Annotated in this window: 29 protein-coding genes; 13 read left to right on the top strand and 16 right to left on the bottom strand. The window is 66.3% G+C overall.

Annotation, left to right across the window (positions count from 1 at the left end):
* Window positions 1–88: 88 nt before the first annotated feature.
* Complete coding sequence (gene hpaR, locus V9K84_RS09315; RefSeq protein WP_043860068.1) at window positions 89–511, top strand: homoprotocatechuate degradation operon regulator HpaR; 423 nt, start codon at window positions 89–91, stop codon at window positions 509–511.
* Window positions 512–592: 81 nt separating this feature from the next.
* Here hpaR and hpaI read toward each other — a convergent pair whose 3' ends face one another.
* From hpaI to V9K84_RS09275, 8 genes are all read right to left on the bottom strand, one after another.
* Window positions 593–1,396, bottom strand: coding sequence for a 4-hydroxy-2-oxoheptanedioate aldolase (gene hpaI, locus V9K84_RS09310; protein ID WP_088515088.1), 804 nt, complete (start codon window positions 1,394–1,396; stop codon window positions 593–595).
* 15 nt (window positions 1,397–1,411) lie between these two features.
* A complete protein-coding gene (hpaH, locus tag V9K84_RS09305; protein WP_043860070.1) occupies window positions 1,412–2,215 on the bottom strand; it encodes a 2-oxo-hept-4-ene-1,7-dioate hydratase in 804 nt (267 codons plus the stop codon).
* A 12-nt stretch (window positions 2,216–2,227) separates the two neighbouring features.
* Window positions 2,228–3,532, bottom strand: coding sequence for an MFS transporter (locus V9K84_RS09300; RefSeq protein WP_088515087.1), 1,305 nt, complete (start codon window positions 3,530–3,532; stop codon window positions 2,228–2,230).
* Between the two features lie 50 nt (window positions 3,533–3,582).
* The gene (locus tag V9K84_RS09295) at window positions 3,583–3,978 is read right to left on the bottom strand and encodes a 5-carboxymethyl-2-hydroxymuconate Delta-isomerase (protein ID WP_043860072.1); all 396 of its coding nucleotides are present in this window, start codon (window positions 3,976–3,978) and stop codon (window positions 3,583–3,585) included.
* Between the two features lie 19 nt (window positions 3,979–3,997).
* Window positions 3,998–4,855, bottom strand: a complete 858-nt coding sequence (gene hpaD / locus V9K84_RS09290; RefSeq protein ID WP_043860073.1) for a 3,4-dihydroxyphenylacetate 2,3-dioxygenase — start codon at window positions 4,853–4,855, stop codon at window positions 3,998–4,000.
* 119 nt (window positions 4,856–4,974) lie between these two features.
* Window positions 4,975–6,435, bottom strand: coding sequence for a 5-carboxymethyl-2-hydroxymuconate semialdehyde dehydrogenase (hpaE, locus tag V9K84_RS09285; protein WP_043860079.1), 1,461 nt, complete (start codon window positions 6,433–6,435; stop codon window positions 4,975–4,977).
* Between the two features lie 5 nt (window positions 6,436–6,440).
* Window positions 6,441–7,214, bottom strand: a complete 774-nt coding sequence (locus V9K84_RS09280; RefSeq protein WP_054914429.1) for a fumarylacetoacetate hydrolase family protein — start codon at window positions 7,212–7,214, stop codon at window positions 6,441–6,443.
* Entirely contained in the window at window positions 7,214–7,885 is a 672-nt protein-coding gene (locus tag V9K84_RS09275) for a fumarylacetoacetate hydrolase family protein (RefSeq protein ID WP_088515086.1), read from the bottom strand. The genes V9K84_RS09280 and V9K84_RS09275 overlap by 1 nt, the downstream gene beginning before the upstream one ends.
* 151 nt (window positions 7,886–8,036) lie before the next feature.
* Here V9K84_RS09275 and hpaA point away from each other — a divergent pair, with 151 nt between their 5' ends.
* Window positions 8,037–8,939, top strand: coding sequence for a 4-hydroxyphenylacetate catabolism regulatory protein HpaA (gene hpaA, locus V9K84_RS09270; protein WP_043860076.1), 903 nt, complete (start codon window positions 8,037–8,039; stop codon window positions 8,937–8,939).
* A 118-nt stretch (window positions 8,940–9,057) separates the two neighbouring features.
* On the opposite strand, the gene V9K84_RS09265 is transcribed toward hpaA, so the two are convergent.
* The 3 genes from V9K84_RS09265 to V9K84_RS09255 are packed head-to-tail and all read right to left on the bottom strand — an operon-like array spanning window position 9,058 to window position 13,071.
* Window positions 9,058–10,632, bottom strand: coding sequence for an ABC transporter substrate-binding protein (locus V9K84_RS09265; protein WP_088515085.1), 1,575 nt, complete (start codon window positions 10,630–10,632; stop codon window positions 9,058–9,060).
* Window positions 10,633–10,635: 3 nt separating this feature from the next.
* Entirely contained in the window at window positions 10,636–11,832 is a 1,197-nt protein-coding gene (locus V9K84_RS09260; RefSeq protein ID WP_043860051.1) for an LLM class flavin-dependent oxidoreductase, read from the bottom strand.
* Between the two features lie 15 nt (window positions 11,833–11,847).
* Complete coding sequence (locus tag V9K84_RS09255; protein ID WP_054914432.1) at window positions 11,848–13,071, bottom strand: lipase family protein; 1,224 nt, start codon at window positions 13,069–13,071, stop codon at window positions 11,848–11,850.
* Window positions 13,072–13,371: 300 nt separating this feature from the next.
* On the opposite strand from V9K84_RS09255, the gene V9K84_RS09250 reads away from it, so the two are divergent.
* The 5 genes from V9K84_RS09250 (at window position 13,372) to V9K84_RS09230 (ending at window position 18,091) form a co-directional block, all read left to right on the top strand.
* The gene (locus V9K84_RS09250) at window positions 13,372–14,451 is read left to right on the top strand and encodes a sigma-54 dependent transcriptional regulator (protein WP_088515084.1); all 1,080 of its coding nucleotides are present in this window, start codon (window positions 13,372–13,374) and stop codon (window positions 14,449–14,451) included.
* A gap of 187 nt (window positions 14,452–14,638) precedes the next feature.
* On the top strand, window positions 14,639–16,321 hold the full coding sequence (locus V9K84_RS09245; protein WP_043860048.1) for a nitrite/sulfite reductase: 1,683 nt from the start codon (window positions 14,639–14,641) through the stop codon (window positions 16,319–16,321).
* A complete protein-coding gene (locus tag V9K84_RS09240) occupies window positions 16,309–16,791 on the top strand; it encodes a DUF934 domain-containing protein (protein ID WP_058540251.1) in 483 nt (160 codons plus the stop codon). The genes V9K84_RS09245 and V9K84_RS09240 overlap by 13 nt, the downstream gene beginning before the upstream one ends.
* 75 nt (window positions 16,792–16,866) lie before the next feature.
* A complete protein-coding gene (locus V9K84_RS09235) occupies window positions 16,867–17,403 on the top strand; it encodes an N-acetyltransferase (protein ID WP_043860046.1) in 537 nt (178 codons plus the stop codon).
* Window positions 17,396–18,091, top strand: a complete 696-nt coding sequence (locus tag V9K84_RS09230) for a glutathione S-transferase N-terminal domain-containing protein (protein ID WP_088515083.1) — start codon at window positions 17,396–17,398, stop codon at window positions 18,089–18,091. Before V9K84_RS09235 ends, V9K84_RS09230 begins: the two co-directional genes overlap by 8 nt.
* A 54-nt stretch (window positions 18,092–18,145) precedes the next feature.
* On the opposite strand, the gene V9K84_RS09225 is transcribed toward V9K84_RS09230, so the two are convergent.
* The 3 genes from V9K84_RS09225 to V9K84_RS09215 all read right to left on the bottom strand — a co-directional run bounded on the left by V9K84_RS09225 (window position 18,146) and on the right by V9K84_RS09215 (window position 19,258).
* Entirely contained in the window at window positions 18,146–18,373 is a 228-nt protein-coding gene (locus V9K84_RS09225) for a DUF6555 family protein (protein ID WP_043860044.1), read from the bottom strand.
* A 104-nt stretch (window positions 18,374–18,477) separates the two neighbouring features.
* Window positions 18,478–19,038, bottom strand: a complete 561-nt coding sequence (locus V9K84_RS09220) for an ATP-dependent Clp protease proteolytic subunit (protein ID WP_043860043.1) — start codon at window positions 19,036–19,038, stop codon at window positions 18,478–18,480.
* Between the two features lie 49 nt (window positions 19,039–19,087).
* Window positions 19,088–19,258, bottom strand: a complete 171-nt coding sequence (locus V9K84_RS09215; RefSeq protein ID WP_078481227.1) for a KGG domain-containing protein — start codon at window positions 19,256–19,258, stop codon at window positions 19,088–19,090.
* Between the two features lie 217 nt (window positions 19,259–19,475).
* On the opposite strand from V9K84_RS09215, the gene V9K84_RS09210 reads away from it, so the two are divergent.
* From V9K84_RS09210 to V9K84_RS09200, 3 genes are all read left to right on the top strand, one after another.
* Window positions 19,476–20,816 (top strand): iron-containing redox enzyme family protein, encoded by a 1,341-nt coding sequence (locus V9K84_RS09210; protein WP_088515082.1) that lies wholly within the window; start codon window positions 19,476–19,478, stop codon window positions 20,814–20,816.
* An 11-nt stretch (window positions 20,817–20,827) separates the two neighbouring features.
* Window positions 20,828–21,781 (top strand): class I SAM-dependent methyltransferase, encoded by a 954-nt coding sequence (locus V9K84_RS09205; RefSeq protein WP_043860041.1) that lies wholly within the window; start codon window positions 20,828–20,830, stop codon window positions 21,779–21,781.
* A 127-nt stretch (window positions 21,782–21,908) separates the two neighbouring features.
* Entirely contained in the window at window positions 21,909–22,172 is a 264-nt protein-coding gene (locus V9K84_RS09200) for a DUF1652 domain-containing protein (protein WP_088515081.1), read from the top strand.
* 15 nt (window positions 22,173–22,187) lie between these two features.
* Here V9K84_RS09200 and V9K84_RS09195 read toward each other — a convergent pair whose 3' ends face one another.
* Complete coding sequence (locus V9K84_RS09195; RefSeq protein ID WP_054914434.1) at window positions 22,188–22,802, bottom strand: Yip1 family protein; 615 nt, start codon at window positions 22,800–22,802, stop codon at window positions 22,188–22,190.
* 189 nt (window positions 22,803–22,991) lie between these two features.
* Here V9K84_RS09195 and V9K84_RS09190 point away from each other — a divergent pair, with 189 nt between their 5' ends.
* Genes V9K84_RS09190 through V9K84_RS09180 form a run of 3 tightly spaced genes read left to right on the top strand, consistent with a single transcriptional unit; the run spans window position 22,992 to window position 24,943 of the window.
* Window positions 22,992–23,162: a metallothionein gene (locus V9K84_RS09190; RefSeq protein WP_043860038.1), complete on the top strand. Its 171-nt coding sequence runs from the start codon at window positions 22,992–22,994 to the stop codon at window positions 23,160–23,162.
* A 27-nt stretch (window positions 23,163–23,189) separates the two neighbouring features.
* Window positions 23,190–24,098: an SDR family oxidoreductase gene (locus V9K84_RS09185; RefSeq protein WP_043860037.1), complete on the top strand. Its 909-nt coding sequence runs from the start codon at window positions 23,190–23,192 to the stop codon at window positions 24,096–24,098.
* A gap of 14 nt (window positions 24,099–24,112) precedes the next feature.
* Window positions 24,113–24,943, top strand: coding sequence for a Ku protein (locus V9K84_RS09180; RefSeq protein ID WP_078481224.1), 831 nt, complete (start codon window positions 24,113–24,115; stop codon window positions 24,941–24,943).
* Window positions 24,944–25,021: 78 nt separating this feature from the next.
* On the opposite strand, the gene V9K84_RS09175 is transcribed toward V9K84_RS09180, so the two are convergent.
* Entirely contained in the window at window positions 25,022–25,393 is a 372-nt protein-coding gene (locus tag V9K84_RS09175; protein WP_058540247.1) for a hypothetical protein, read from the bottom strand.
* Between the last annotated feature and the right edge of the window lie 3 nt (window positions 25,394–25,396).

Raw genomic sequence — 25,396 nt, 5'->3', positions numbered from 1 at the left:
CGCGGGTGCCAGCGCTGCGCAGGCGGGTAGGTGGCCGCCGGCTTCTTTGTTAAAGTGTTAACAAATAACCTGATGACCGTAGCCTTCCATGTCCAAACCTCGTGTTTCGCTGACTCTTACCTTGTTGCAAGCCCGCGAGGCGGCAATGAGCTTCTTCCGCCCCTCGCTCAACCAGCATGGCCTGACCGAGCAGCAGTGGCGGGTCATTCGTATTCTCAGCCAGCAGGGCGAGCTGGAGATCTACCGGCTGGCCGAACAGGCGTGCATCCTCAAGCCGAGCATGACCGGCGTGCTGGTGCGCATGGAGGCGGCGGGGCTGGTATGCCGGCGCAAGGCCGAGCAGGACCAGCGGCGGGTGCTGGTCAAGCTGGCGGACAAGGGCGTGGCGTGTTTCGACTCCATGAGCCAGAGCATGGAGGCCAACTACCAGCAGCTGCAGGACCAGTTCGGTGAACAGAAGCTGCAGCAGTTGCTGGGGTTGCTGGAAGAACTGAAGCAAGTACGGCGCTAACTCATTCGCCGGCAAGGCCGGCTCCTGCAGACACCGCAGCCTGTGTAGGAGCCGGCCTTGCCGGCGAAGCGGCCCGTCAGATCAATACACCCCGCCAGCCTTGTCGACAGGTGCCGCCTCACCCTTGAACTTGCCCACCAACCCCTGCAACCCGCGCATCAGCACCGTGGTATCCACCCCCACCGCCACGAACGCCGCGCCCAGTTCGATGTAGCGGCGCGCCAGCGCTTCATCGGCGCTGAGAATCCCGGCCGCCTTGCCCGCACGCTGAATCCGCACGATCGCGTCTTCGATTGCCGCCTGCACGTCAGGGTGCCCCGGATTGCCCCGGTGCCCCATCGACGCACTCAGGTCGGCCGGGCCGATGAACACCCCGTCCACCCCCTCCACGGCCGCAATCCGGTCCAGCTGCGCCAGCCCCTCGACGCTCTCGATCTGCACCAGCAGGCACATCTGCGCATCGGCCTGGTCCAGGTAGCCGGGGATGCTGTTCCAGCGCGACGCCCGCGCCAGTGCACTGCCCACCCCGCGCACGCCCAGCGGCGGGTAGCGCATGGCGCGTACCAGCTCGCCGGCCTGGGCCGCGCTTTCCACCATCGGCACCAGCAGCGTCTGCACACCGATGTCCAGCACCTGCTTGATCAGCGCGGTGTCGCCGATCACCGGGCGGATGATCGCCTCGCCAGGGTAGGGCGCCACCGCCTGCAACTGCGCGAGCATGCCGCGCAGGTCGTTGGGCGCATGCTCGCCATCGATCAGCAGCCAGTCGAAGCCGGCATTGGCTGCCAGCTCCGCGCAATACGCGCTGGCCAGCCCCAGCCACAGGCCGATCTGCGGCTCGCCGCTGGCCAGGCGTTGTTTGAAACGGTTCACAGGCAGGTGCATGGCAGTCTCCGAAGGTCAGACAAAACGGCAGGCGATGGAACCGAGCATGTCGTAGTCGACATGGAAGGTATCGCCGGGGTTGGCGGCCACCGGCCGGGTGAACGAACCGCCCAGGATCACCTGGCCGGCCTCCAGCGCCACGTCATACGGCGCCAGCTTGTTGGCCAGCCACGCCACGCCCTTGGCCGGGTGGTTGAGCACCGCCGCCGACACCCCGGATTCCTCGATCACGCCGTTGCGGTACAGCACCGCCGGCACCTTGCGCAGGTCGATGTCGCCCGGGCGCACCGCGCGCCCACCCATCACCACCCCGGCATTGGCGGCGTTGTCGGAGATGGTGTCGAACACCTTGCGCGTGGCGCCACTGTGCGGGTCCACCTGCTGGATGCGCGCATCGATGATCTCCAGCGCCGGGATCACCCATTCGGTGGCATCCAGTACATCGAACAGGGTCACATTGGGCCCCTTGAGCGGCTTGCCGAGGATGAACGCCAGCTCCACCTCCACCCGCGGCACGATGAAGCGTTCGAAGGGGATGTCGCTGCCTTCGTCGAAAAACATGTCGTCGAGCAGCGCGCCGAAGTCCGGCTCGGTGATGTTGGACGACACCTGCATGGCGCGCGAGGTCAGGCCGATCTTGTGCCCGACCAGCTTGCGCCCGTCCTTGATCTTCTGCGCCACCCAGGCGCGCTGGATGGCGTAGGCGTCCTCGATGCCGATGGCCGGGTGGTCGAGGGAAAACTGGCGCACCTGCTCGCGGCTGCGCTCGGCGCGGTCGAGCTGGGCGGCGGCTTGAAGGATCTGGCTAGGGTCGAGCATGTTCGGCGTCTCTTACTGGGGGTTGACGATGGCAGCCCGGGTGCGCAGCACCAGCAGGCCACCCAGGGCGATGAACAGGGCCAGCACGTACAGCGCAAGGCTGGCGCTGTGGGTGGTGTCGCGCATCCAGCCGATCAGGTAGGGCGCAAGGAACGAGGCGATGCTGCCGAACGAGCTGATCAGCGCGATACCGGCCGCCTGCGTGGTGTTGGACAGAAACGCCGGCGGCAGCTGCCAGAACATCGGCAGGGCGGCGCTGGCGCCCATGCCGGCGACGATCAGGCCGCCCAGCACCATCAGCGGGTTGCCCGGGGCCAGCCCGGCCACGGCGATGCCGAGTGCCGACATCAGCAGCGGCACGCACAGGTGCCAGCGCCGCTCGCGCTGGCGGTCGGACGAGCGCCCGCAGGCGATCATGAACAGGCAGCCGGCCAGGTAGGGGATGGCGCTGAGCAGGCCCACGCGGCCGTCGCTGCCGATACCGGCGCCGTGGATCAGGGTCGGCATCCAGAAGGCCAGGGTGTTGACCGCCAGCATCACCGCGAAGTACACCGCCACCAGCAGCCATACCTGACGGTTGCGCAGGATGCCGCCGAACGAGGTGATCGACTTGCGTTGCTCTTCGTTGGCCAACTGCTCGCGCAGGTGCTGCTTCTGGCCGGCATCCAGCCAGCTGACGTGCTCGAAGCTGTCGGGCAGGCGCTTGAGCACCACCAGGCCCAGCAGCATCACCGGGGCCCCTTCGATCAGGAACATCCACTGCCAGCCGCGCAGGCCGGCGGCGTCGTGAAACAGTTCCAGGATGCCGCCCGAAAGCGGCCCGCCGATCACCCCGGCCATCGGCACGGCAATCGCGAACAGCGCGGTGATCTGGCCACGGCGCCGGGCCGGGTACCAGCGGTTGAGGTACACCAGGATGCCGGGGAAGAACCCGGCCTCGGCCACGCCCAGCAGAAAGCGCAGCACGTAGAAGCCCGAGGCCGACTCGACCCACAGCATGCCGGTGGACAGCGCGCCCCACACGATCATCAGGGTGGCGATCCAGCGCCGCGGGCCGACCCGGTCCAGGGCCATGTTGCTGGGTACGCCGAACAGCGCGTAGGCGATGAAGAACAGGCCGGCACCGAAGCCGTACACCGTGTCGCTGAAGTGCAGGTCGCTGCTCATCTGCATCTTGGCGAAGCCGATGTTGATGCGGTCCAGGTGGGCAAACAGGTAGCAGACCAGCAGCAGCGGCATCAGCCGCCAGGTGACGGTGCCGTGGGTGGAGTCGTGCTGGGCAAGGCTGGCCGATGCGGCGGTATTGGCTGTGCTCATGATCTTGTTCTTTTTGGTCAGAGGGCCGATGGGGGAGCGCAGGGCCGGGTTCAGCCCGGCTGCTGCTGGTTCAGAAACGCGTGCACGTTGTTCTGCTTGAAGTTCAGTTGCGGGTGCAGCTCGATCATCTCGAACGACAGGGCCAGCAGGCGCTGGCTCTGCAGGTCGGCAAAGTGCTCGGTGATCACCGCGAACAGGGCCTTGGCCACCTGTTCGCGGGTGGCCAGGTCGCGCCCGTGGCCGACCTTGAGGGTCATGTGCACGAAGGCGTAGTCGTGCTGCCCGTCGGCCATGCGCCAGGTGTCCAGGCGCACCGCCCGGCTGCGGATGCCGCCCAGCGGGAACACGCCCGTGGCGCCCAGGCAGTGGTGAACCTTTTCGAACAGGCCGGGCAGGTCGGCCTGGGCTTGGAGGTTGTCGGTGTACTCGGCGATGAAGTGGGGCATCCTGGGCTCCTTGGCGCGGTCAGACGGGGAAGATGGCGTTGATCTGGCCGGTGCCGGAGCTGCCGAACGGCTCGGTCAGCACCTCCACCGGCCTGTCGTAGTCGGCGCCGCCAAGCAGGCCCAGCAGCATCGCGGTGTCGTGCATGCCACCTTCGCCGTAGCAGTGGCTGGCGTAGTCGGGCAGCATCGCGCAGAACTCCCTGAAGCGGCCCTGCTTCCACAGTTCCACCACGCGCAGGTCCATCTGCTTGTCGAATTCGCGGGTCCAGTTGTGGATGTTGGCCTCGGCGTTGCGGTCGTCCGAGAAGCGGTGCGAGAGCGAGCCGGAGGCCAGCACCAGCACCTTGCGGTCGCTCTTCTCGATGGCCCGGCGCACGGCGGCGCCGAACGTGAAGCTGTCTTCCAGGCGGTGCCAGGCGCACCAGGCGGCGATGGACACCACCTTGAGTCTGTCGGCGGCGGGCACGTCCATGTGCATGTAGCGCATCGGTACCAGGGTGCCGTATTCCAGCTCCAGGCTCGGGATGTTGTGGGCCAGGGTGCGCACGTCGGCGGCATTGGCCTCCTGTGCGATCAACTCGCCCAGTGCCGGCAGGCCGGGGTACTCGAAGTCCATGTTCTTGATGAAGTGCGGCAGTTCATTGCTGGTGTAGGTGCCCTTGAAGTGCTCGCCGCAGTTGATGTGGTAGCCGCTGTTGACCAGCCAGTGCACATCGAACACCACGGCGGTATCGGCGCCCAGTTCGCGGGCGCGGCGGCCGATCTCCTTGTGGCCGGCGATGGCGGCCTCGCGGCAACCGTGGTGCTTGCCGGGCAGTTCGGACAGGTACATCGAGGGGACGTGGCAGACTTTGGCTGCGAGGACGACTTCGCCCATGGTGGGGTACTCCTGGATCTGTTGTTCTTGTGGTGGGTCAGGACGGGTGCTTTCGCCGGCAAGGCCGGCTCCTACAGGGTTTGCGCCGTCTGTAGGAGCCGGCCTTGCCGGCGAAGCCCTCAGAGGCCCCAGCGCGGAATGGCGTGGCTGCCCATCGACACGCACACGTTCTTGATCTCGGCAAACACCTCGAAGCTGTACTGGCCACCTTCGCGGCCGGTACCGGAACCCTTCACCCCGCCGAACGGCTGGCGCAGGTCACGCACGTTCTGGCTGTTGATGAACACCATGCCGGCCTCGATGCCATGGGCCAGGCGATGCGCCTTGCCGATGTCCTGGGTCCAGATGTACGAGGCCAGCCCGTACTCGGTGTCGTTGGCTAGCTTCAGTGCCTCGGCCTCGTCCTTGAACGGGATCAGGCACACCACCGGGCCGAAGATCTCCTCCTGGGCGATGCGCATGCTGTTGCTGACGTCGGCAAACACCGTGGGCTGGATGAACTGCCCGCGCGCCAGGTGCGCCGGCAGGTTGGCCGGGCGCTCCAGGCCACCGGCCAGCAGGGTGGCGCCTTCCTCGATGCCGATGCGGATATAGCCGGTCACCTTGTCGTAGTGGGCCTGGGTGATCATCGAGCCGACCTGGGTCCTGGGGTCTTGCGGGTCGCCCACGATCAGGCGCCTGGCCCGCGCCGCGAACTCGGCCACGAACTGCGGGTACACGCTCTCTTGAATGAAGATGCGGCTGCCGGCGGTGCAGCGCTCGCCGTTGAGCGAGAAGATGGTGAACAGCGCAGCGTCCAGCGCGCGCTCGAGGTCGGCGTCCTCGAAGATCAGCACCGGCGACTTGCCGCCCAGTTCCATCGAGTACTTCTTCAGGCCCGCGGTCTGCATGATCTTCTTGCCGGTGGCGGTGCCGCCGGTGAACGAGATGGCGCGTACGTCCGGGTGACGCACCAGGGCATCGCCTGCGGTGGCGCCGTAGCCCTGGATCACGTTGAGCACACCGTTGGGGATGCCGGCCTCGACCGCCAGGCGGCCCAGTTCGTTGGCGGTCAGCGGCGACAGTTCGCTCATCTTCAGCACCGCCGTGTTGCCCAGGGCCAGGCAGGGCGCGGTCTTCCAGGTGGCGGTCATGAACGGCACGTTCCACGGCGACACCAGCGCACACACGCCGACCGGCTGGTACAGGGTGTAGTTGAGCATCTGGTCGTCGACCGGGTAGGTGTGGCCATCCATGCGCGTGCACACTTCGGCGAAGAAGTCGAAGTTGTGCGAGGCCCGCGGGATCAGCACGTTCTTGGTCTGGTGAATCGGCAGGCCGGTATCCAGGGTTTCCAGCTCGGCCAGCCGGGGCACGTTCTGCTCGATCAGCTCGCCCAGCCTGCGCATCAGCCGCGCACGCTCCCTGGCCGGGGTGCCGGCCCATTTGGGGAACGCCTCCCGGGCTGCTGCAACTGCCTGGGCGACTTCTTCGGCACCGCCGCTGGCGACTTCGCCGATGGCCTCGCCGGTGGCCGGGTTGTAGTTGACGAAGACGTCCTTGCTTTCGACCTCACGGCCATTGATCCAGTGCTTGATCATCGGGTTCATGCCTCTTGCGGGTTCAGGGCGAAGAACTCGGCTTCGCTGACAATGCGGTTGACCAGGCGGCCGACACCTTCCACTTCCACCACCACTTCATCACCCGGCACCACGTCGGCCAGGCCTTCGGGGGTGCCGGTGGCGATCATGTCGCCCGGTTGCAGGGTCATGAAGCTGGACAGGTATTCGATCAGGTAGGGGATGTCGAAGATCATGTCGCGGGTGCTGCCCTGCTGCTTGAGCTCACCGTTGATCCAGGTGCGCAGGGTGAGGTTGGACGCATCCGGCACATCGGCCACATCGACCATCCACGGGCCCACCGGGGTGGTGGCGTCGCGGTTCTTCACCCGCAGGTTGGGGCGGTAGTAGTTCTCCAGGTAGTCGCGGATCGCGTAGTCGTTGCACACCGTGTAGCCGGCCAGGTACTGCAGCGCGTCCTCGCGCCTGACGTTGCGCGCCGGCTTGCCGATCACCGCCACCAGCTCGCACTCGTAGTGCATGTACTTGACGTTGTCCGGGCGCCAGGTGACCTGGTTGTGGCCGGTGTAGGTACCGGGCGACTTGACGAAGGCCAGCGGCTCGGTGGGTGCGGCAAAGGCCAGTTCGGCGGCGTGGTCGGCGTAGTTCAGGCCCAGCGCGAACATGCTGCCGGTGGCCGGCGGCAACCACTGCACCTCGTGCTCGGCGAGCAGGCGGCCATCGGCCAGGCGCACGTTGTTGCCATCTTCCACGGTCACGGCGTGGTCCTGGCCCTGGTAACGGATACGGGCGTGTTTCATCAGCGTTGCTCCTGTTCGGCCACGATCGGGTTGGCCAGGCGGCCCAGGCCGCTGATCCGGACCTCGACCTGATCGCCTGGCAGCACGTCCACGCGGCCTTCGGGGGTGCCGGTAATCAGCACGTCGCCTGCGTGCAGGGTCATGAACTCGCTGATCTCGGCGATCAGCTGCGGGATGTTGCGCACCAGGTTGGCGGTGCTGTTGTGCTGGCGCAGTTCGCCATTGACGAACAGCTCGATGGCCAGCTGATGCGGGTCGGCCACCTGCGCGACCGGCACCAGCTCAGGGCCGAGTACGCAGAAACCATCGCGGCACTTGGCCTTGACCGCCGGGCGGTAGTAGCTGTCTTCGGGCAGGCTGAACTCGTTGACGATGGTGTAGCCGGCCACGTGCTCCAGGGCCTGTTCGACGCTCACGCGGCTGGCGCGCTTGCCGATCACCACGCCCAGCGCCGGGCCCGGCTGCAGGCGTTCGACACCTTGCGGGTACACCACCGGGGCGCCATGGCGGTTGCGCGTGTTGGGGGTCTTGATGAACAGCACCGGCTTGACCGGGGGCTTCTGGTACGGCGCCTGTTCGAATTCGGCGAGACGCTGGTTCAGCAACCCCTGGTAGTTCAGCGCAACGCCGAACAGGGTGCCGGTGGCAACGTCGTGCAGGGCACGGCTCATGCTCTTCTCCTGGCAAGGGCAGGGCGGCAAGCACCCTGCGGGACAAATCGTTAATGTGTTAACGTTATAATTAAGATGTTAACGAAAGGCAAGCGGCGCGTGTCAGGCGTTAAGCTGCCGGCAGAACAGGAACACAGCAGGAAACCCCGTCATGAACGAACGCACGCCGATTCCCAACATCAACATCGGGCAGGTCTACGACCAGCGGTACAGCGATGCCGAGGTGCATTACGACAAGCTCGGCAACCTGGCTGGCTTTTTCGGCCGCAACATGCCGGTGCACCGCCACGACCGCTACTTTCAGGTGCATTACGTCAAGAGCGGCACGGTGCGGGTGTACCTGGACGACCAGCAGTACGTGGAGTCGGGGCCGATGTTCTTCCTTACCCCGCCGACCATCCCGCACTCGTTCGTCACCGAGCCCGACGCCGACGGCCACGTGCTGACCGTGCGCCAGCAACTGGTATGGCAACTGCTCGAAGCCGACCCTGCGCTGGCGCCTGGGCCGCAGGTGGCGCCGGCGTGCGTGGCGCTGAGCGGGCTGGAGGGACGGTTTGCCGACGAGGCGCGGCGCCTGGTGCTGCTGTTCGACGAGCTGCACCGCGAGATCAATGCCGCGCAGGTGGGCCGTGGCCCGGCGCTGGACAGCCTGACCCGGCTGATCATGCTCAGCCTGCTGCGCCTGTGCGCGCGCTCGCTGCCGGCGCGCCAGACCCGGCATGAGGACCTGCAGGTGTTCCACCGCTTCAACGAGCTGATCGAGGCGCATTACCTGGAGCACTGGCCGCTGTCGCGCTATGCGCTGGGGGTGGGGGTGACCGAGGCGCGGCTCAATGACGTGTGCCGGCGTATCGCCGACCTGCCGTCCAAGCGCCTGATCCTGGAGCGCCTGATGCAGGAAGCCAAGCGCCTGCTGCTGTTCACCGGCAGTTCGGCCAACGAGATCTGTTACAGCCTGGGCTTCAAGGACCCGGCGTACTTCAGCCGGTTCTTCCTGCGCTATGCGCAGGTGACGCCGGGCGAGTACCGCCAACGGCAGGCGGGCGTGCGCTGACATGGCATTTTTCCGTTTTTGTTGTAAGGCGCGGCAAGCGCCGCTGCCGCCATGATGGCGGTAGCGGTGTAACGGAAAAATGCCTTTTACAGGGGTGCGCTTGTACTTTTCAGAGCGCTCAGGCGGCGTTGTTCAACCACAGGTTTTCAAAACGCCAGGTGCTGAACAACGTCTGCTCCGGCGCCGCGCCGCCGACCTTGCGTGAAAACGCATCGAGCAGGTTGGCATAGCCCCAGATCAGCAGGCCGCCCTTGTCGTACTGGATCTGCTGCGCCTGGTGAACCAGTGCGGTGCGCCTGGCCAGGTCCGGTTGGGCCATGGCCTGCAGAAACAGCTGGGTGAACTGCGGGTCGTCGAAGTGGGTCTTGTTGGCCACCGCGAACGGCGCGTCGGTGTGCATGGCGCTGGCCAGGAACGGCGCGCCGATGGTGCCGCCGGTGCTCAGCAGCCACTGGTCCTGCTGCGGGCCGTTGAAGGTGGCGCTGTCGACCTGGCGCACATCGAGGGTCACGCCGATGCGCCTGGCCTGCTCGGCCAGCACCAGCGCCGAGGCCAGCGCCGGCCCGGCGGTGGTCACCAGTTCCACCCGCAGGTGTTCCTGGCCAGCCTCGCGCAGCAGTTGCGCGGCGCGCTGCGGGTCATGGGCACGCGGGGGCAGGGCGTGGTTGAAGGTGGGGTCGAACGGGGCGTACAGGTCGTTGGCCACGCGGCCCTGGCCGTTGAGGGCGCGGCGCACCAGCTCGTCGCGGTCGGCCAGCAGGCGCAGTGCCTCGCGCACCCGCGGGTCGTTGAATGGCGGCTTGCTGGTGTTCATTTCGAACGACAGCCAGTTGCCGCTGATCGACGTCACCAGGTTCAGCCGCGGGTCGCGCTCGAGCACCTGCAACTGCTCGCTGGGCATGCCGTTGGCCATGTCGATCTGCCCGGCACGCAGCGCGGCCAGGCGCGAGACCTGGTCCTTGAAGTCGATGATCTCCAGTTCATCGGCATACGGCCTGCCGGCCTTGTAGTAGTTCTCGAAGCGGCTGAACACCGAGCGCTGGCCGGGGGTGAAACTCTTGAACCGGTAGGGCCCTGCGCCGACCGGGTTGGTGACCGGGTGATAGTCCACCGGCACGATGCCGCCGAAATTCACCCAGGTTTCCGGCAGTGGCAGGAAGCTGCGGCCGTCCTTGAAACTCAGGCGCACCGTGCGGTTGTCGAGCTTGACCAGGTTGTCGCGGTCCACCCAGTGCAGCAAGGCGGCGTAGGGCGAAGCCAGCTGCGGGTCGGTGAGGCGGCGGATCGAGAAGATCAGGTCGTCGGCATCGATGGTCTTGGCGTTGTGGAATTCCAGGCCCTGGCGCAGGCGCAGGGTCCAGCTGCGCGCGTCGCTGCTGGCCTCGGCGAACTCGGCCAGGGCCAGGCGCGGCTGCATCTGCTCGTCCCATTCCCACAGTTTGCTGTACAGCGCAAAGCCGCGCACGATGCCGCTGCCGATGGGCTTGTGGGCGTCGAGGTTGCCGGTCTGGCCGCCGTCCAGGATGCCCAGGCGCAGGCGCCCGCCGTGCCGCGGCTGGGCAACCCCGGCGGCGGGGGCGGGGGCGTCATCCGGGCCGCAGCCGCTGAGCAGGCTGGCGCCCAGCAGCAGGCCGCCGCCCATGGCCAGGCCCTGGCCGATGAACTGGCGCCGGCTGTAGTGGTTGGGGTTCATGGCTCAGGCTCCTGCCGCGCGCAACTGCGCGGTGGCCTGCACGGGCCGGCTCAGCGCCTGCCGTTCACCGCGAAAGTGCGGCAGGACGTGCTCGCCCAGGCGGTAGGCTTCTTCCAGGTGCGGGTAGCCGGCCAGGAAGAACAGGTCGATGCCCAGCGCGTTGTACTCGCGAATGCGCGCCACCACGTTGGCGTAGCTGCCCACCAGCGCCAGGCCCGGCGGGATGCCGATGTGGCTGAAGCCCGACCACACGTTGGGGTAGATGAAGAAATCGTCGAAGGCACGCTCGTCGTGCTCGGGCCGGTAGTCCTCCTCGTAGCTGAGCTTGCGCGCGGTACGCAGCCCTTCGTGGGCCGCCTTGGCCTTGGCGGCCCCCCTGGCCACGCCCTCGTCGAAAAAGCGCTTGGCTTCGGCCAGCGCCAGTGCCTCGGTCTCGCGGGCGATCACGTCGATCGACAGGCCGAAGCGGATGTCGCTGCGGCCGAACGTGAGTGCACGCTGGCGGATGTCGGCGATCAGCGCGGCGATCTCGTCGGGGTGCTCGGCGCGCATCAGGTAGAAGTCGGCATGCTTTGCAGCGAACTCGCGGGCGGCAATCGACGAGCCGGCCGTGCAGATCAGCGGCAGCTCGGCCTTTTTCTGCGGCCCGCGCAGGCCGCCGCCTTCGGCCTTGTAGAAGCGCCCGTCGTAGTGGAAGTGCTCCGAGTGCCAGTAGCCCTTGACCACATCCATGAACTCGGTGGCGCGGGCGTAGCGCTCGTCGTGCTCGGCCAGGTCGCCGACCTGGCGCTGGAGGGCGTCCGAGCCGCCGTTGATGATGTTCCACACCAGCCGGTTGCCGCTGGCGCGCTGGTAGGTGGCGGCCTGCTGCACCGCCACCCACGGGGTGTAGTGGTAGGGCTGGAACGCGGTGACGAACTTCAGCGTGCGGGTTTCGCGGGCCAGCAGCGAGCACACCGTCCAGGGCTCTTCGCCGGACGGCGCATTGACCATCAGCGCACCGCCGAAGCCGTTGATTTCGGCGGCCCGGGCAATCTGCCCCAGGTAGTCGATGTAGGTGAAGTGGTCACCGACCGCAAACCCCGACACCGCGCCGGTGCTGGCGCCGCCGGCATGCCAGTCGCCGCGGTTGCGCGGGTCGCCGGGCAGGAACTGGGTTTCACCGTGCAGCGGCAGGCGGGTAAAGAATTCGATGCTCATGGGCAGGCTCCTGGCTTATTGCACGCTGGGGTTGCAGATCGGGGTGACGGGCTGGTCGCTGAACACCTTGCGCGCGAAGGGCAGCGAGTCCTTGAGCGAGGCATTGACCGTCTCGCTGTGGCCCAGGCCCTTGTACAGGTGGCCCTCGACCACCGAGCCGGCAGCGCACGCGTCCTTCATCAGGCTGACCTGGGTGACGGCGGCGGGGGTCTTGTCCTCGGCACCGGTGCCGATGAAGATCGGCTGCGCAAGCTTGAGCGTCGGGTAGGAGACCTGCGCCAGCCACGGCTTGAGTTGTGCGCCGTCGTTGGCCTTGCGCGTGTTGGCCGGGGTCAGCCCGGTGCCGATCACATCGGCGGTGAGCGACGCCAGGCAGGTGGTGCGAGCCTGTTCGAACAGTGGCAGGGCCTTGTCGGTGTAGAAGTCGCGCGGGTCGATGCTCGGGTCGTATTGCTGCGCGGCCAGCAGGGTGTAGAAACCGTAGGCCAGTGACGCGTCGACCTTGTTCGGGTCCTGCTCACCCACGTTGCTGGCGCCCACGGTGTAGATCACCCCGGTACCGACGCTGCCCTTCAGGCCCAGGTCCGGAGCGTAGGTGGGGGCATAGGCGGCAGAGGCGAAGGCCCCGGCGCCGCCCTGGGACTGGCCGACCACCAGCACCTTGTTGGCCAGGCCCGGCACCCCGCTGACCACGGCGCGGGCCGCATCGAGGATGCCGTAGGCGGCCATGCGGTTGTTCAGCAGCGGGTGGCCGCCGGGCACGCCCAGGCCCTGGTAGTCGGTGGCGACGATGGCATAGCCCTCGTTCAGCCAGCGCGCCAGGTACTGCACGTCGCGGTACGAGCGGCCCGACCAGGACGGCGCGCAGATGTCGGCCACGCCGACGGTGCCATGCCCCCAGGTGACCACCGGCCAGCCGCCGGCCGGGGCCTTGCCCTGGGGAATGAACAGCGCGCCGGAGACCGCGATCGGGGTCTTGCCGTCGATGCCGTCGGTGGAGCTGTAGAGAATGCGCAACTGGCTGGCCGCGCCGGGCAGGCTGAGGGTCTGCTCCAGCGGCTCGCTGCGCAGCAACCTGCCGGGGGTGGCCGGGATCGCCTGTTCCCAGTGGTAGAACGCCGAAACACGCCCGTCGCCCTGCAGCGGGTCGGGCGTGGGGGCGTAGGTGTCGGCGGCCATGGCGGCGCAGGAGAGGGCGAGCAGGCTCAGGCCGAAGGCCACGGAGTGCGGGAATTTCATCAGGGGCTTCCTTGGGCGAAACAACGATGCCGGGTGCAGAGCGAAAGCCGTGCCAGATGCTGAAATATTCACGCAACCTGCTGAATCAGAAGGGTTTTCCTGGTTTCATACAGACGCTGCCCAGCACCGCGCTGCTGATTTGCAAGCAACCCCCTGGGCCGGATTGCTGCTGTGGCAGCAGCGCCTCAGCAGGTGGTTTCTGATAGGTGAAATTGGAATATACAAAGATGAATTAATAATTATTTGTTCTAATTTGTTTCGTGCACTATGGGCCGGCGCTATCAATGCCAGGAATGCACCATGTCGCTGATTACCCATCCCCATGCCCGGGAACTGACCAAATCCGTTCGTGCCACCGTGCTGGTGTTCAAGGACCCTCGCTCCCAGGAACTGCTGGCCCGTATCGAGCGCCTGGCGCCGAGCGAGGCCAACACCCTGATCATCGGCGAGACCGGCACCGGCAAGGAACTGGTGGCGCGGCATATTCACCAGTTGAGCCGGCGCGGTCGCGAACCGTTCGTGGCGGTGAACTGCGGCGCCTTTGCCGAAACCCTGGTGGAGAGCGAGTTGTTCGGCCATGAAAAGGGCGCATTCACCGGGGCCACCAACAGCAAGGCGGGCTGGTTCGAGGCAGCCAATGGCGGCACGCTGTTTCTCGACGAGATCGGCGACCTGCCGCTGAACATGCAGGTCAAGCTGCTGCGCGTGCTGCAGGAGCGCGAAGTGGTGCGGCTGGGGTCGCGCACGCCGATCCCGATCAACGTGCGCCTGGTGGCGGCCACCAACGTCAACCTGGCCGATGCGGTGGTGGCGGGGCACTTTCGCGAAGACCTGTTCTACCGCCTGCACGTGGCGACCATCCGCCTGCCGCCGCTGCGCGAACGCCCCGGCGACATCCTGCCGCTGGCCGAATTCTTTCTCGAGGAGCATTGCCAGCGCCTGGGCTACAGCCGCGCCAGCCTGAGCCTGGAGAGCGAGCGCAAGCTGCTGGGGCACAGCTGGCCAGGCAACATCCGCGAGCTGGAGAATGCCATTCACCATGCCTTGCTGGTGTGCCGCCAGCAGGTGGTGCAGCCGGCCGACCTGCACCTGGTGGACATGCGTTCGGTGGGTATCCGCCAGGAGGAGAGCGCCCAGCCGCTGCGCCTGCAGACGCCCGAGGCGCCGAGCCTGGAGGCGGCGCTGACGGCGCTGTTCGAGCAGAACGTCGAGGATTTGTACGAGCATATCGAAGAGACGGTGTTTCGCACCGCGTACCGCTACTGCCACGGCAACCAGCTGCAGACCGGGCGCCTGCTCAACATCAGCCGCAACATCGTGCGGGCGCGGCTGGAGAAGATCGGCGAGCTCAAGCGTAGCGAGGGCGCATTGCCGTTGTAGGAGCCGGCCTTGCCGGCGAAGCGGCCTCCCCGAAGCTCCAGGGTACCCTGAGCCCGCGGGTGCTGCGCACCCGTTCGCTGGCAAGGCAGCGCGCGGGTCAACTGATCCGCATTAATCCCCCCAACCTGAATCTGTAACCCAGTACACCTCGAAGCCATAGTAGCGGCCTCCCTGATGAGGTCCGACCATGTATCACTACGACGAATACGATCGTGCACTGGTGTTCGAGCGCGTAGCCCAGTTCCGCGACCAGGTGCAGCGCTTCACTGCCGGTGAACTGAGCGAAGAAGAATTCCTGCCACTGCGCCTGCAAAATGGCCTGTACCTGCAAAAGCATGCCTACATGCTGCGCGTGGCCATCCCCTACGGCACCCTCGGCGCCCGCCAGATGCGCACCCTGGCCAGCATCGCGCGCGACTACGACCGCGGCTACGGCCACTTCACCACGCGCCAGAACATCCAGTTCAACTGGGTCGAACTGGCCCAGGTGCCGGATATCCTGCAGCGCCTGGCCGAGGTCGACATGCATGCGATCCAGACCTCCGGCAACTGCGTGCGCAACATCACCACCGAGGCCTTTGCCGGCGTCGCCGCCGACGAGATCATCGACCCGCGCCCGCTGGCCGAGATCCTGCGCCAGTGGTCGACCATCAACCCCGAGTTCCTGTTCCTGCCGCGCAAGTTCAAGATCGCCATCTGTTCGGCCCGCCAGGACCGCGCAGCGATCATGATGCACGACATCGGCCTGTACCTTTACCGCGACGGGCGCCAGCAGATGCGCCTGCGGGTGATGGTCGGCGGCGGCCTGGGGCGCACGCCGATCTTGGGCCTGCAGATCCGCGAGGGCCTGCCGTGGGAGCACCTGCTGTCCTACGTCGAGGCCATCCTGCGGGTGTACAACCGCCATGGCCGGCGCGACAACAAGTACAAGGCGCGCATCAAGATCCTGGTCAAGGCACTGGGCATCGAGGCCTTTGCCCGTGAAGTCGAACAGGAATGGCAACACATCAAGGACGGCCCGGCGCAGCTCACCGAAGCCGAGTTCCAGCGGGTAGCCGAAGGCTTCGCGCCGCCATGCTACGCCGCGCAGCCCGACGGCGACCTGGACTACGGCACCCACCTGGCCATGGACCGCTCCTTCGCCCGCTGGGTCTCGCGCAACGTGCAGCCGCACAAGGTGGCCGGCTATGCCAGCGTGGTGCTGTCGACCAAGCCCGGCCCGGCGGCGCCCCCCGGCGACCTCACCGCCGAGCAGATGGACAACGTGGCCGACTGGTCGGAGCACTTCGGTTTCGGTGAAATCCGCATCGCCCACGAGCAGAACCTGATCCTGCCCGATGTCCGCAAGGCCGACCTGTACCCGCTGTGGCGTCTGGCCTGCGAGCAGGGCCTGGGCACCGCCAACATCGGCCTGCTGACCGATATCATCGCCTGCCCGGGCGGCGACTTCTGCGCGCTGGCCAACGCCAAGTCGATCCCCATCGCCCAGGCCATCCAGAGCCGCTTCGACGACCTCGACTACCTGCACGACCTGGGCGAGCTGAGCCTGAACATCTCGGGCTGCATCAACGCCTGTGGCCACCACCACATCGGCAACATCGGCATCCTGGGCGTCGACAAGAACGGCAGCGAGTGGTACCAGGTGACCCTGGGCGGGGCGCAGGGCAAGGCCAGCGCACTGGGCAAGGTGATCGGCCCGTCGTTCAGCGCCGCCGAGATCCCCCGCGTGATCGAGCAGATCGTGGCCACCTACTGCGCCTACCGCGAACTCGACGAGCCCTTCGTCGACACCGTGGCGCGGGTGGGGCTGGAGCCGTTCAAGGAGCGCGTCTATGCCAGGCAGCCGGAGGTGTCCACATGCGCAATGTGATCGCGATACGCCAAGGGCAGGCGCAGCTTGTGGAGGACGACAGCTGGCAGTTGCTGCGCGAGCAGGAGGCGCCGCTGCCGACGGGCGCGCTGATTTTGCCGCTGCACCGCTGGCTGGCGCAGCCCAGTGGTTATCACGGGCTGTGGCTGGGGCCGGATGACGATGTCGAGTCGCTGCAGCTGTGGCTGGGCGTGCTGCCGCTGATCGCCATCGACTTCCCCTCGTTTCGCGATGGCCGTGGCTACAGCCAGGCCTACCTGCTGCGCACGCGGCTGGGCTGGCAGGGCGAATTGCGTGCTGTCGGCGATGTGCTGCGCGACCAGCTGAGCCACATGCGCCAGTGCGGTTTCGACAGTTTTGCCGTGCGCGAGGACAAGTCGGCAGCCGACGCGCTCAAGGGCCTGCAGGGCATGAGCGTGCTCTACGGGCGTTCGGTGATCGAGCCCAGGCCGCTGTTTCGGCGACGTTGAGTGCGTAGGGTGCTGTCGCGCCGGTGATGGAACGGGCTACCATGCAGGTTCGCCCGTTGGACAGGATGTTGCAGCATGCTTTTCAGTACCCGTACTGCCCGGCCGGCCGATGCTGAAGCCCTCAGCGACATCGCCAGCCAGACCTTCGCCCTGGCAAGCCCCGCCGATTCGTCGGCCAAGGCGCTTGCCGCCTATATCCGAGGCCATCTTCAGCCCGAACACTTCTGCCTGCACCTGATCAGCCGCGCCAAGCAATTGCGCGTGCTGGAGCATGACGGCGTGGTGGTGGGCTACACCCTGATCGACAAGGCGGCGCAGGCGCTGGGTATCGAGGCGGCCGACGGCCTGCCGGAACTGAGCCGCTGCTACGTGCTGCCCGAGCACCATGGCCAGGGCGCGGCCCAGCGCCTGCTCGAGGACACCCTGGCCCAGGTGGGTGGGGCGATCCGCCTGACGGTCAACGAACACAACAGCCGGGCGATCCGCTTTTACCAACGCAATGGCTTCCGCCAGGTGGGCGAGGCCATTTTTGTCTGCGGGCCGGAACGTCACCGTGACTGGGTGATGGTGCGCGCCTGCGCCACTGCCGAACCAGAGGCTGCCGATGACTGATCTTTCTGCCTACCCCATCACCCGCAAATGGCCTGCCCGCCACCCCGAGCGCCTGCAACTGTATTCGCTGCCCACGCCCAACGGGGTGAAGGTGTCGATCATGCTCGAAGAGACGGGCCTGGCCTACGAGGCGCACAAGGTGGACTTTGCCACCGAGGATCAACTGAGCGCCGAGTTCATCTCGCTCAGTGCCAACAACAAGATCCCCGCGATCCTCGACCCGCACGGGCCGGGGGGCAAGCCGCTGGGGCTGTTCGAGTCGGGGGCGATCCTGCTGTACCTGGCCGAGAAGACCGGCCAGCTGCTGCCTGAAGACCCGGCTGCGCGCTACGAGACGATCCAGTGGCTGATGTTCCAGATGGGCGGCATCGGCCCGATGTTCGGCCAGGTGGGCTTCTTCAACAAGTTCGCCGGCAAGGCCTATGAAGACAAGCGCCCGCTGCAGCGCTACGTGGACGAGGCGCGGCGCCTGCTGGGCGTGCTGGACCGGCGCCTGCACGGGCGCGACTGGATCATGGGCGAGTACGGCATCGCGGATATCGCCACGCTGCCGTGGGTGCGCAACCTGATCGGTTTCTACGAAGCGGGGGATCTGGTGCGGATCGAAGAGTTCGTCGAGGTTCGCCGCGTGCTGGAGGCGTTTCTGGCGCGGCCGGTGGTGCAGCGCGGCTTGCTGATTCCGGGTTGACCGGGTTGTGCTGCGGTCAGCGCGGGCCTGGCCCGCGCTGACCGCAGCGCCGTCTCAGTGGCTCTGGCGCCACGTCACCTCGGTGATTCCGTACCGCTCGGCCAGTGGCTTGCTGACCTTCTTTACCTTCTCGCGCCCATAGCGCGGAATATGCCCCACCCCGGCGTCACAGCTGGCCCAGTGCCAGGCTTCGGCGTTGTCCATCGCCTCGGCACGAATCACGAAGGACTTCTGTTTGCCGTGCAATTGATAGTCGATGACGAAGAGTTTTGCGTTGTTCATGGTTCCCTGAAAATCCTTTCAACGTGGTGACCGATGCGTGTTCACTCATACCGCCTAACTAAGTACCTTCCAGCCACCAAATAATTCAGTCTGATTGTTCGACATCAGTGTTCGGCGCTGACGGTGAGGTGGCGGGCATCGGTGTCGAACACTACCTGTTCCAGCCGGTGGGCCATGCCGCAGGCCAGCGAATCGTAGGCAGGGATCACCCGTTCCTCGGCCGACAGGCAGTGGATGATGTCCAGTTTGCGCTCGGCATGGGCGGTCTCCAGTTCGAAGATCCGCGCATAGCGCTCCAGGTCGTTGTTCAGGCTCGACAGGTATTCACGCAGGCGCGAGTGGTCCACCGCGCTCTGGCTGAAATGCCAGGTCATGGGGTGGATCAGAAACCGCGAGTGGGGCACGGCCAGGCGTTCGCTGGCGGCCAGGTACATCACGATGCCCATGGATTCGATGTTGCCCGCATTCACCGCGCTGACCGGCACCGGCAGCGACTTGAGAAAGCTGTAGATCGAGAACCCCAGGTGGGTACTGCCGCCGATGGTCGACAGGTTGAGCAGCAGGGCGCTGGCCCCTTCGTCGATCGCCTGCAGGCAACGGTCGCGAAAGCGCTCGGTGGTGCCCTGATCGATCGGGCAATGAAAGTGGATGACGTACTGCTTCATCAAGAGTCCTCAAGACCGACGCACCCTCGGTGCGCCGGTCGCTCGAGCGTCAGCTACGACCACCACCACTTGGTTTGCGGGTGTCAGACTTGGTGGCGTCAGGCTTCTTGTTGCCCTGGCTGCCAGCGCCGCCTCCGGAGGCCTGCCCACCTTTTTTGCCGGCTTCCGACGCCTTGTTCTTGTCGTTGGCAAAGTTTCCCGAATTTTCTTTCTTGTCCATGATGCTGATCCTCATGTCATTGGGATGCGAAGCCTTGTGGACCTCACATAGGTGTGGAGATAGGCCACGGGGCAAAGTTTTAAAATCTTTGCGTGCATGAGACGAACGGTAAGCCCGCACGACTTTTTCACCCGCTTGGCGGGGCTGTGGAACTTTGCAGCGCAGCGCCCATTCCCTTGCATATCGACTGCAAGGGGCAGCCAAGAGGACAACGGCCATGACCGTGATGAACGCAACCCGCCCGACTGCCGACCTGGCGCAGGTTCAGGCCGGCGACCTGCTCAACCGCTACCAGGCGCTGCTGCGCGGTGACCTGGTGGGCAGTGCCGCCTGGCTGGCCGAGCAACTGCTGCGCACCCAGGGTCTGCAGGACGACCTGCCGGCAACCCCGGGCGAACTGGACGCGTGGACCGACCGGCGCACCGCCGCAGTTGCCGGCGAATACGCCGAGTACCTGGCCGGGCGCAAGGCCGGCGCGCCCCGGCGCTATTTCAGCACTCGCGCCCACGCGCTGTACTTTCTGCACCATGTGGCCCCCACCAAGGCGGTGGACGGCGCCTGGCTGCACGGGCTGCTGCGACACTGGGCCGACCCGCGCTATCACGGGCTGATCCGTATCTACCTCGAAGAGCTGGGCGATGGCGACCCGGCCTGCAACCATGTGCTGATCTATCGCCGCCTGCTGGCCGAGGCCGGTTGCCACGAGCCGGTGCCGCTGCCCGACGAGCGTTACCTGCAAGGCTGCCTGCAACTGGCGCTGGGGGCCAACAGCGACATGTTCCTGCCCGAGGTGATCGGCTACAACCTGGGCTATGAGCAGCTGCCGTTGCACCTGCTGATCAGCGCCTACGAGCTCGACGAACTGGGCCTGGATGCCCAGTACTTTCGCCTGCACGTCACCATCGACAACGCCAGCAGCGGCCATGCACGCAAGGCCGTGCAGGCCCTGCAGCAGTTGCGCCCGGAGCAGGACGACGGGCGTTTCTACCAGCGCGTGGCCGCCGGCTACCGGCTCAACGACCTGGGCCAGGGCTCGGCGGCGATCATCGCAGGCTTTGACCTGGAGGCCGAGGTGGTGGCGCTGCTCGAACGCAAACGCGCCTTCGGCCAGCACATGCATTCGGATTACTGCCGCTTCCAGGGGCGCACCGTCAATCAATGGCTGGCCGAGCCGGGCAGCATGCCGGGTTTTCTTGGCGTGCTGGAACAGAAGGGCTGGATCAAGCGCGGGCAGGACCCACAGCTCAGCCGCTTCTGGCAGGTGATCGAGGGGCCGGGCGCGGCGATGTTCGGGGTGTTCAGCGTGTATGAAAAGCAGCTGCTGCATGACTGGATCGCCGGCGACTGGCAGCTGGCCGGCAACCCCGAGCGTACCCAGGGCAGCGCCCTGCAACCCTCGATGCCTTCGGACGACACCGCGCTCGACATCGAGTTGCAGGCGTTGCCCGCACAGTGCCGTATCGAACGCCTGATCGACGCCATGGCCGGCAACCGCCATGCACTGCCGCGCGGCCTGCAGGCCACGCGGATGTACCGCCAGCTCACCGGCCTTAACTGAAGGAGTGCACCATGCTGCTGAACACCTGCCAGCCTGAAGCGGACAAGGCCCTGCTGCAACTGGGCCGGCGCCTGCAGGCCGACGGCTACCGCTTCACCTGCGTCACCCCGCTGACCCAGCAGCGCAACAACGAGCGCCAGAGCGCGGCGCGGGCACGCACCCTGCGCGACATTTTTGGCTGGAACCGTCCGTTCACCGCTTCGCTGCTGTCGGCCGACGAACTGGCGCAGATGCGCGTGGCACAGATTCTCGACGAAGACGGCGACTGCTGGCGCAGCCGGGTGCGCTGGTCGAGCCTGGAGGACCTGCTGTTCGTGCATTCGGGCTTTCCCACCACGCAGGCCGATGCGGTGTTCTTCGGGCCCGACAGCTACCGTTTCGCACACTTTATCGCCAGCCACCTGCAGGGCCGCTTCAGCGAAATCAACCACGCGGTGGATATCGGCTGCGGGGCCGGGGTAGGGGCAATACTGATCGGCCGTGCACGCCGGCATGCCCAGGTCACCGCGCTGGACATCAACCCCGACGCCCTGCGCCTGAGCGCGATCAACGTGGCCTTGGCCGGGCTGGCCAATGTGTCGGTGGCGCACAGCGATGTACTGCAGGGCATTACCGGCAACTTCGACCTGATCGTCGCCAACCCGCCGTACATGCTCGATGCCGGCCGCCGGGCCTATCGGCACGGTGGCGGCAGCCTGGGCGCCGACCTGTCGCTGCGCATCGTCAACGAGGCAATCGGGCGCCTGAGCCAGGGCGGCACGCTGCTGCTGTACACCGGGGTGGCGATGGTCGACGGGCACGACCCGTTCCTGGCCGCCATCCGTGCCCAGCTCACCGCCCCGCAATGGTCGTGGCACTACCAGGAGCTGGACCCTGACGTGTTTGGCGAGCAACTGCTCGAACCTGGCTACGAGCAGGTCGAGCGCATTGCAGCGGTGGGGCTGACGGTGACGCGCAACGGCTGAACATGCCGGTGCGGTTTCATTGCCCCGGTCAATCAGATGCCGGGGGCTGTATTGGAGTTTTCGATTTGAATGTCGGGCCCGGGGGGCCCTTACTAGTGGTTACACCTGAGACATCGAGGGTTGCATCATGCCAATGAACGGAGTGTGTGATCTGGAACTGCGTCGCCTGATAGAAGGCGCCTTTCTGCCATGGCGCTGTGAAGTGGCGTGCAGCGACGGATTGGCGCTGACCATCCACCTGCCGGCCGATGCCGAGTATGCCGAGCTTACGGTCACGGGTATCCAGCTGAGCGCCTTGCCCGACATGCGGGCCATCGCGGACCTGGTGGGTCAGATCCGCGAAGAGCGCCGCACCATGGGCCTGCGGCCGCGCAGGCTGTACCGCGCCTGACCCCCATGCGCCCGGCTAGCCCAGGCCGGCCGGGCGCAGGTATTCCGGTTGCAGGGTGTTGAACCAGAACAGGATCATCGACACCAGGATGGTCACCTGCACCAGCAACCCCACCCCCCACACGCTGGCCGAGTACAGCAGGCCGTCTTCCTTGCGGATGCGCATGAAGGTCGGCAGACCGGTGAACAGCAGAAAGGTCGCGTACACCGTGGCCGCGCCCAGTATCGTGACCGCCAGCCAACGGCTCGGGTACAGCCCGGCCAGCCCGGCTACGAAATACGGTGTGGCAGTGTAGGCAGCAAAGCCGATGCACTGGTTGAGGGTGGGGCGTGCATCGAAGGTACGCGACATCCAGCGGATGAATGCCCCCATCAGCACCGTGCCCGCCATGATCGCCAGAAACAGCAGGATGCACAGCTGCAACGCGCTGCTGGCACTCAGGCGCACGTTCTCGTTTTCGGCCAGGCTCCAGCCCACCGAGGTGATCCCGATGAACAGGCATACGGTGGGGATCAGTGCCAGCAACAGCAGGTGTGACAGGTAGTGACGCGGGTGGGCTTCCTCGTCGTGGCGAATATCGGCCCACGCCGAGTTGGGTTGGGTGAACAGCTTGACCAGGTGGCTTGTCATGGCGGTCTCCGGTACCGGGGCGAAAGGGCCCCTCGTGTTCTGTGGAGGTCACAAAGCGGCCAGGGTTTCATCGGCTTTGCCGCAAGCGGACCAACTGCCTTGAACCATTGCGCGCGCGGGCCGGTCACTTCTTGCAGGGGCGCCAAACGGCGCCACCGATGACGACCATCACCTTCAGGAGTCAAGACCATGGACCAACAGACCTGTGCCTGCCCGGACTGCAACTGCAAGGTCGGCGACAACCCCGTGCAACGCGAAGGCAAGTCTTATTGCTGTCAGGCCTGCGCCGATCATCACCCGGCCGGCAAACCCTGTTCTGCCAGTGGCTGCGGCTGCGCCAGGCAGGCCCCCACGCACTGAGGCACTGAACCGTACCGGAGGATCCCGATGTCGACGCCAAAACCCAGCAACCAGTACAGCATGCGCAACCCGCTGACCCAGTACCCGCAACCGCCGTTTCCGGCCCAGGGCCAATCGGCGCCGGGGCTGGACAGCGGCATGCAACCCAAGCCGGACCACGGTGAGCACAGCTACCAGGGCTTTGGCCGGCTCCAGGGGCGCAAGGCGCTGATCACGGGCGCCGACTCCGGGATCGGCCGTGCGGTGGCCATCGCCTTTGCCCGCGAGGGTGCGGACATCGTGCTCAACTACCTGCCCATCGAGCACAGCGATGCCAAGGAGGTCATCCAGTTGATCGAGGCCGAGGGCCGGCGTGCCATCGCCTTGCCGGGCGACCTCAAGGACGAGGCCTTTTGCCGCGAACTGGTCAGCCAGGCCCACGACCAGTTGGGCGGGCTGGACATCCTGGTCAACGTGGCAGGCAAGCAGGTGGCGCGCAAGCAGGTGGGCCAGGTCAGCAGCGAACAGTTCGACGCCACCATGAAGACCAACGTGTACGCGCTGTTCTGGCTGTGCCAGGCGGCCGTGCCGCTGATGCCGGCCGGGGCCACCATCATCAACACCGCATCGATCCAGTCGTACCAGCCGTCGGCGACCCTGCTCGACTACGCCACCACCAAGGCGGCGATCGTGGCCTTTACCAAGGCCCTGGCCAAGCAGGTGATCGAGCGCGGCATCCGCGTCAACGCGGTGGCACCGGGGCCGATCTGGACGGTGCTGCAGCCCAGCGGCGGGCAGCCGCCGGAGAAGATCCCCGACTTCGGCGGGCACACGCCGATGAAGCGCCCCGGCCAGCCGGCCGAGTGTGCGCCGTTGTACGTGCTGCTGGCGTCGCAGGAATCCAGTTACATCACCGGTGAAGTGTTTGGCGTGACCGGTGGCAACCCATTGCCTTAGGCGAGGAGACGAGCATGGCCAGCAGGGCGATCTGGAAGGGCGCGATCAGTTTCGGGCTGGTGCATATCCCGGTGTCGCTGACCACGGCGGTCAGCAGCGACCGGGTCGATTTCGACTGGCTCGACAAGCGCAGCATGGACCCGGTGGGCTACAAGCGGGTGAACAAGGTCACCGGCAAGGAGATCGACAAGGAGCATATCGTCAAGGGCGTAGCGTTCGAGAAGGGCCGCTATGTGGTGATCAGCGAGGACGAGATCCGCAAGGCGCGGCCCGAGGCCACCCAGACCATCGATATCTTCTCGTTCGTGGGCAGTGACGAGATTCCGCTGCAGCACTTCGACACGCCGTACTACCTGGCGCCGGACAAGCGCGGTGGCAAGGTCTATGCGCTGCTGCGCCAGACCCTGGAGAGCACCGGCAAGGTGGCGCTGGCCAAGGTGGTGCTGCATACCCAGCAGCACCTGGCGCTGCTGCGCCCGCTGGAGGACGCCCTGGTGATGATCACCCTGCGCTGGCCCGATGAGGTCCGCGGGCTCGAAGGGCTGGAGCTGGACAAGAGCGTGAGCGCGGCCACGGTGGACAAGAAGGAGCTGCAGATGGCCAAGCGTCTGGTGGAGGACATGGCCGGGCACTGGACGCCGCAGGAGTACCACAACGACTTCAAGGACACCATCATGGCGCTGGTGGAGGAGAAGGCCAGCCAGGGCAAGATCGCCACCGTGGAGGCACCCGAAGACCAGGCAGCGGGCAAGGGTGCGGACATCATCGACCTCACCGAGCTGCTCAAGCGCAGCCTGGGTGGGGGCAAGAAGGCGCCGGCCAAGAAGGCCGCACCTTCGCGGTAGGAGCCGGCGTTGCCGGCGAAGGCCACACTGCGGGCTGTCGGGCTTTTTCGGTGTTCGCTTCGCCAGCAAGGCTGGCTCCTACACAGGCTGCGGCGTTACCGCGGTCTCCTGCAAATGCAGCCACTTGCCCTGCCCATCGAACACCACCGTCGACCAGCGCAGCGTGGTCTGGCCGCTGTCATCCTGCTGATGCTCGCGATAGGTCACCACCCCCGGCGCCACGTCGTGCATCTCATCGATCTCGATGCGCAGGCCAGGCCGCGAGCCATAGGCCTGAGCAAAAAAACCCTCCAGCTGCGCCTTGTCGAGCACCGTGCCCTTGAGCGTGAACATCGAGAACCCCTCGGCAAAGCGCTCCAGCAACGGCGGCCGAGCCTCGCCGGCCAGCCACTGGCGGATCTGCACATGCGCCTCCAGCACCTCTTCAAACCCCGCATTACGCTCTGGCATTGC

Origin of the sequence: Pseudomonas sp. AE27, from assembly GCF_037113495.1 — a bacterium.
GTDB lineage: Bacteria > Pseudomonadota > Gammaproteobacteria > Pseudomonadales > Pseudomonadaceae > Aquipseudomonas > Aquipseudomonas palmensis.
The sequence above is the reverse complement of the archived record's forward strand: the minus strand, read 5'-3'. Positions and strand labels throughout refer to the sequence as shown.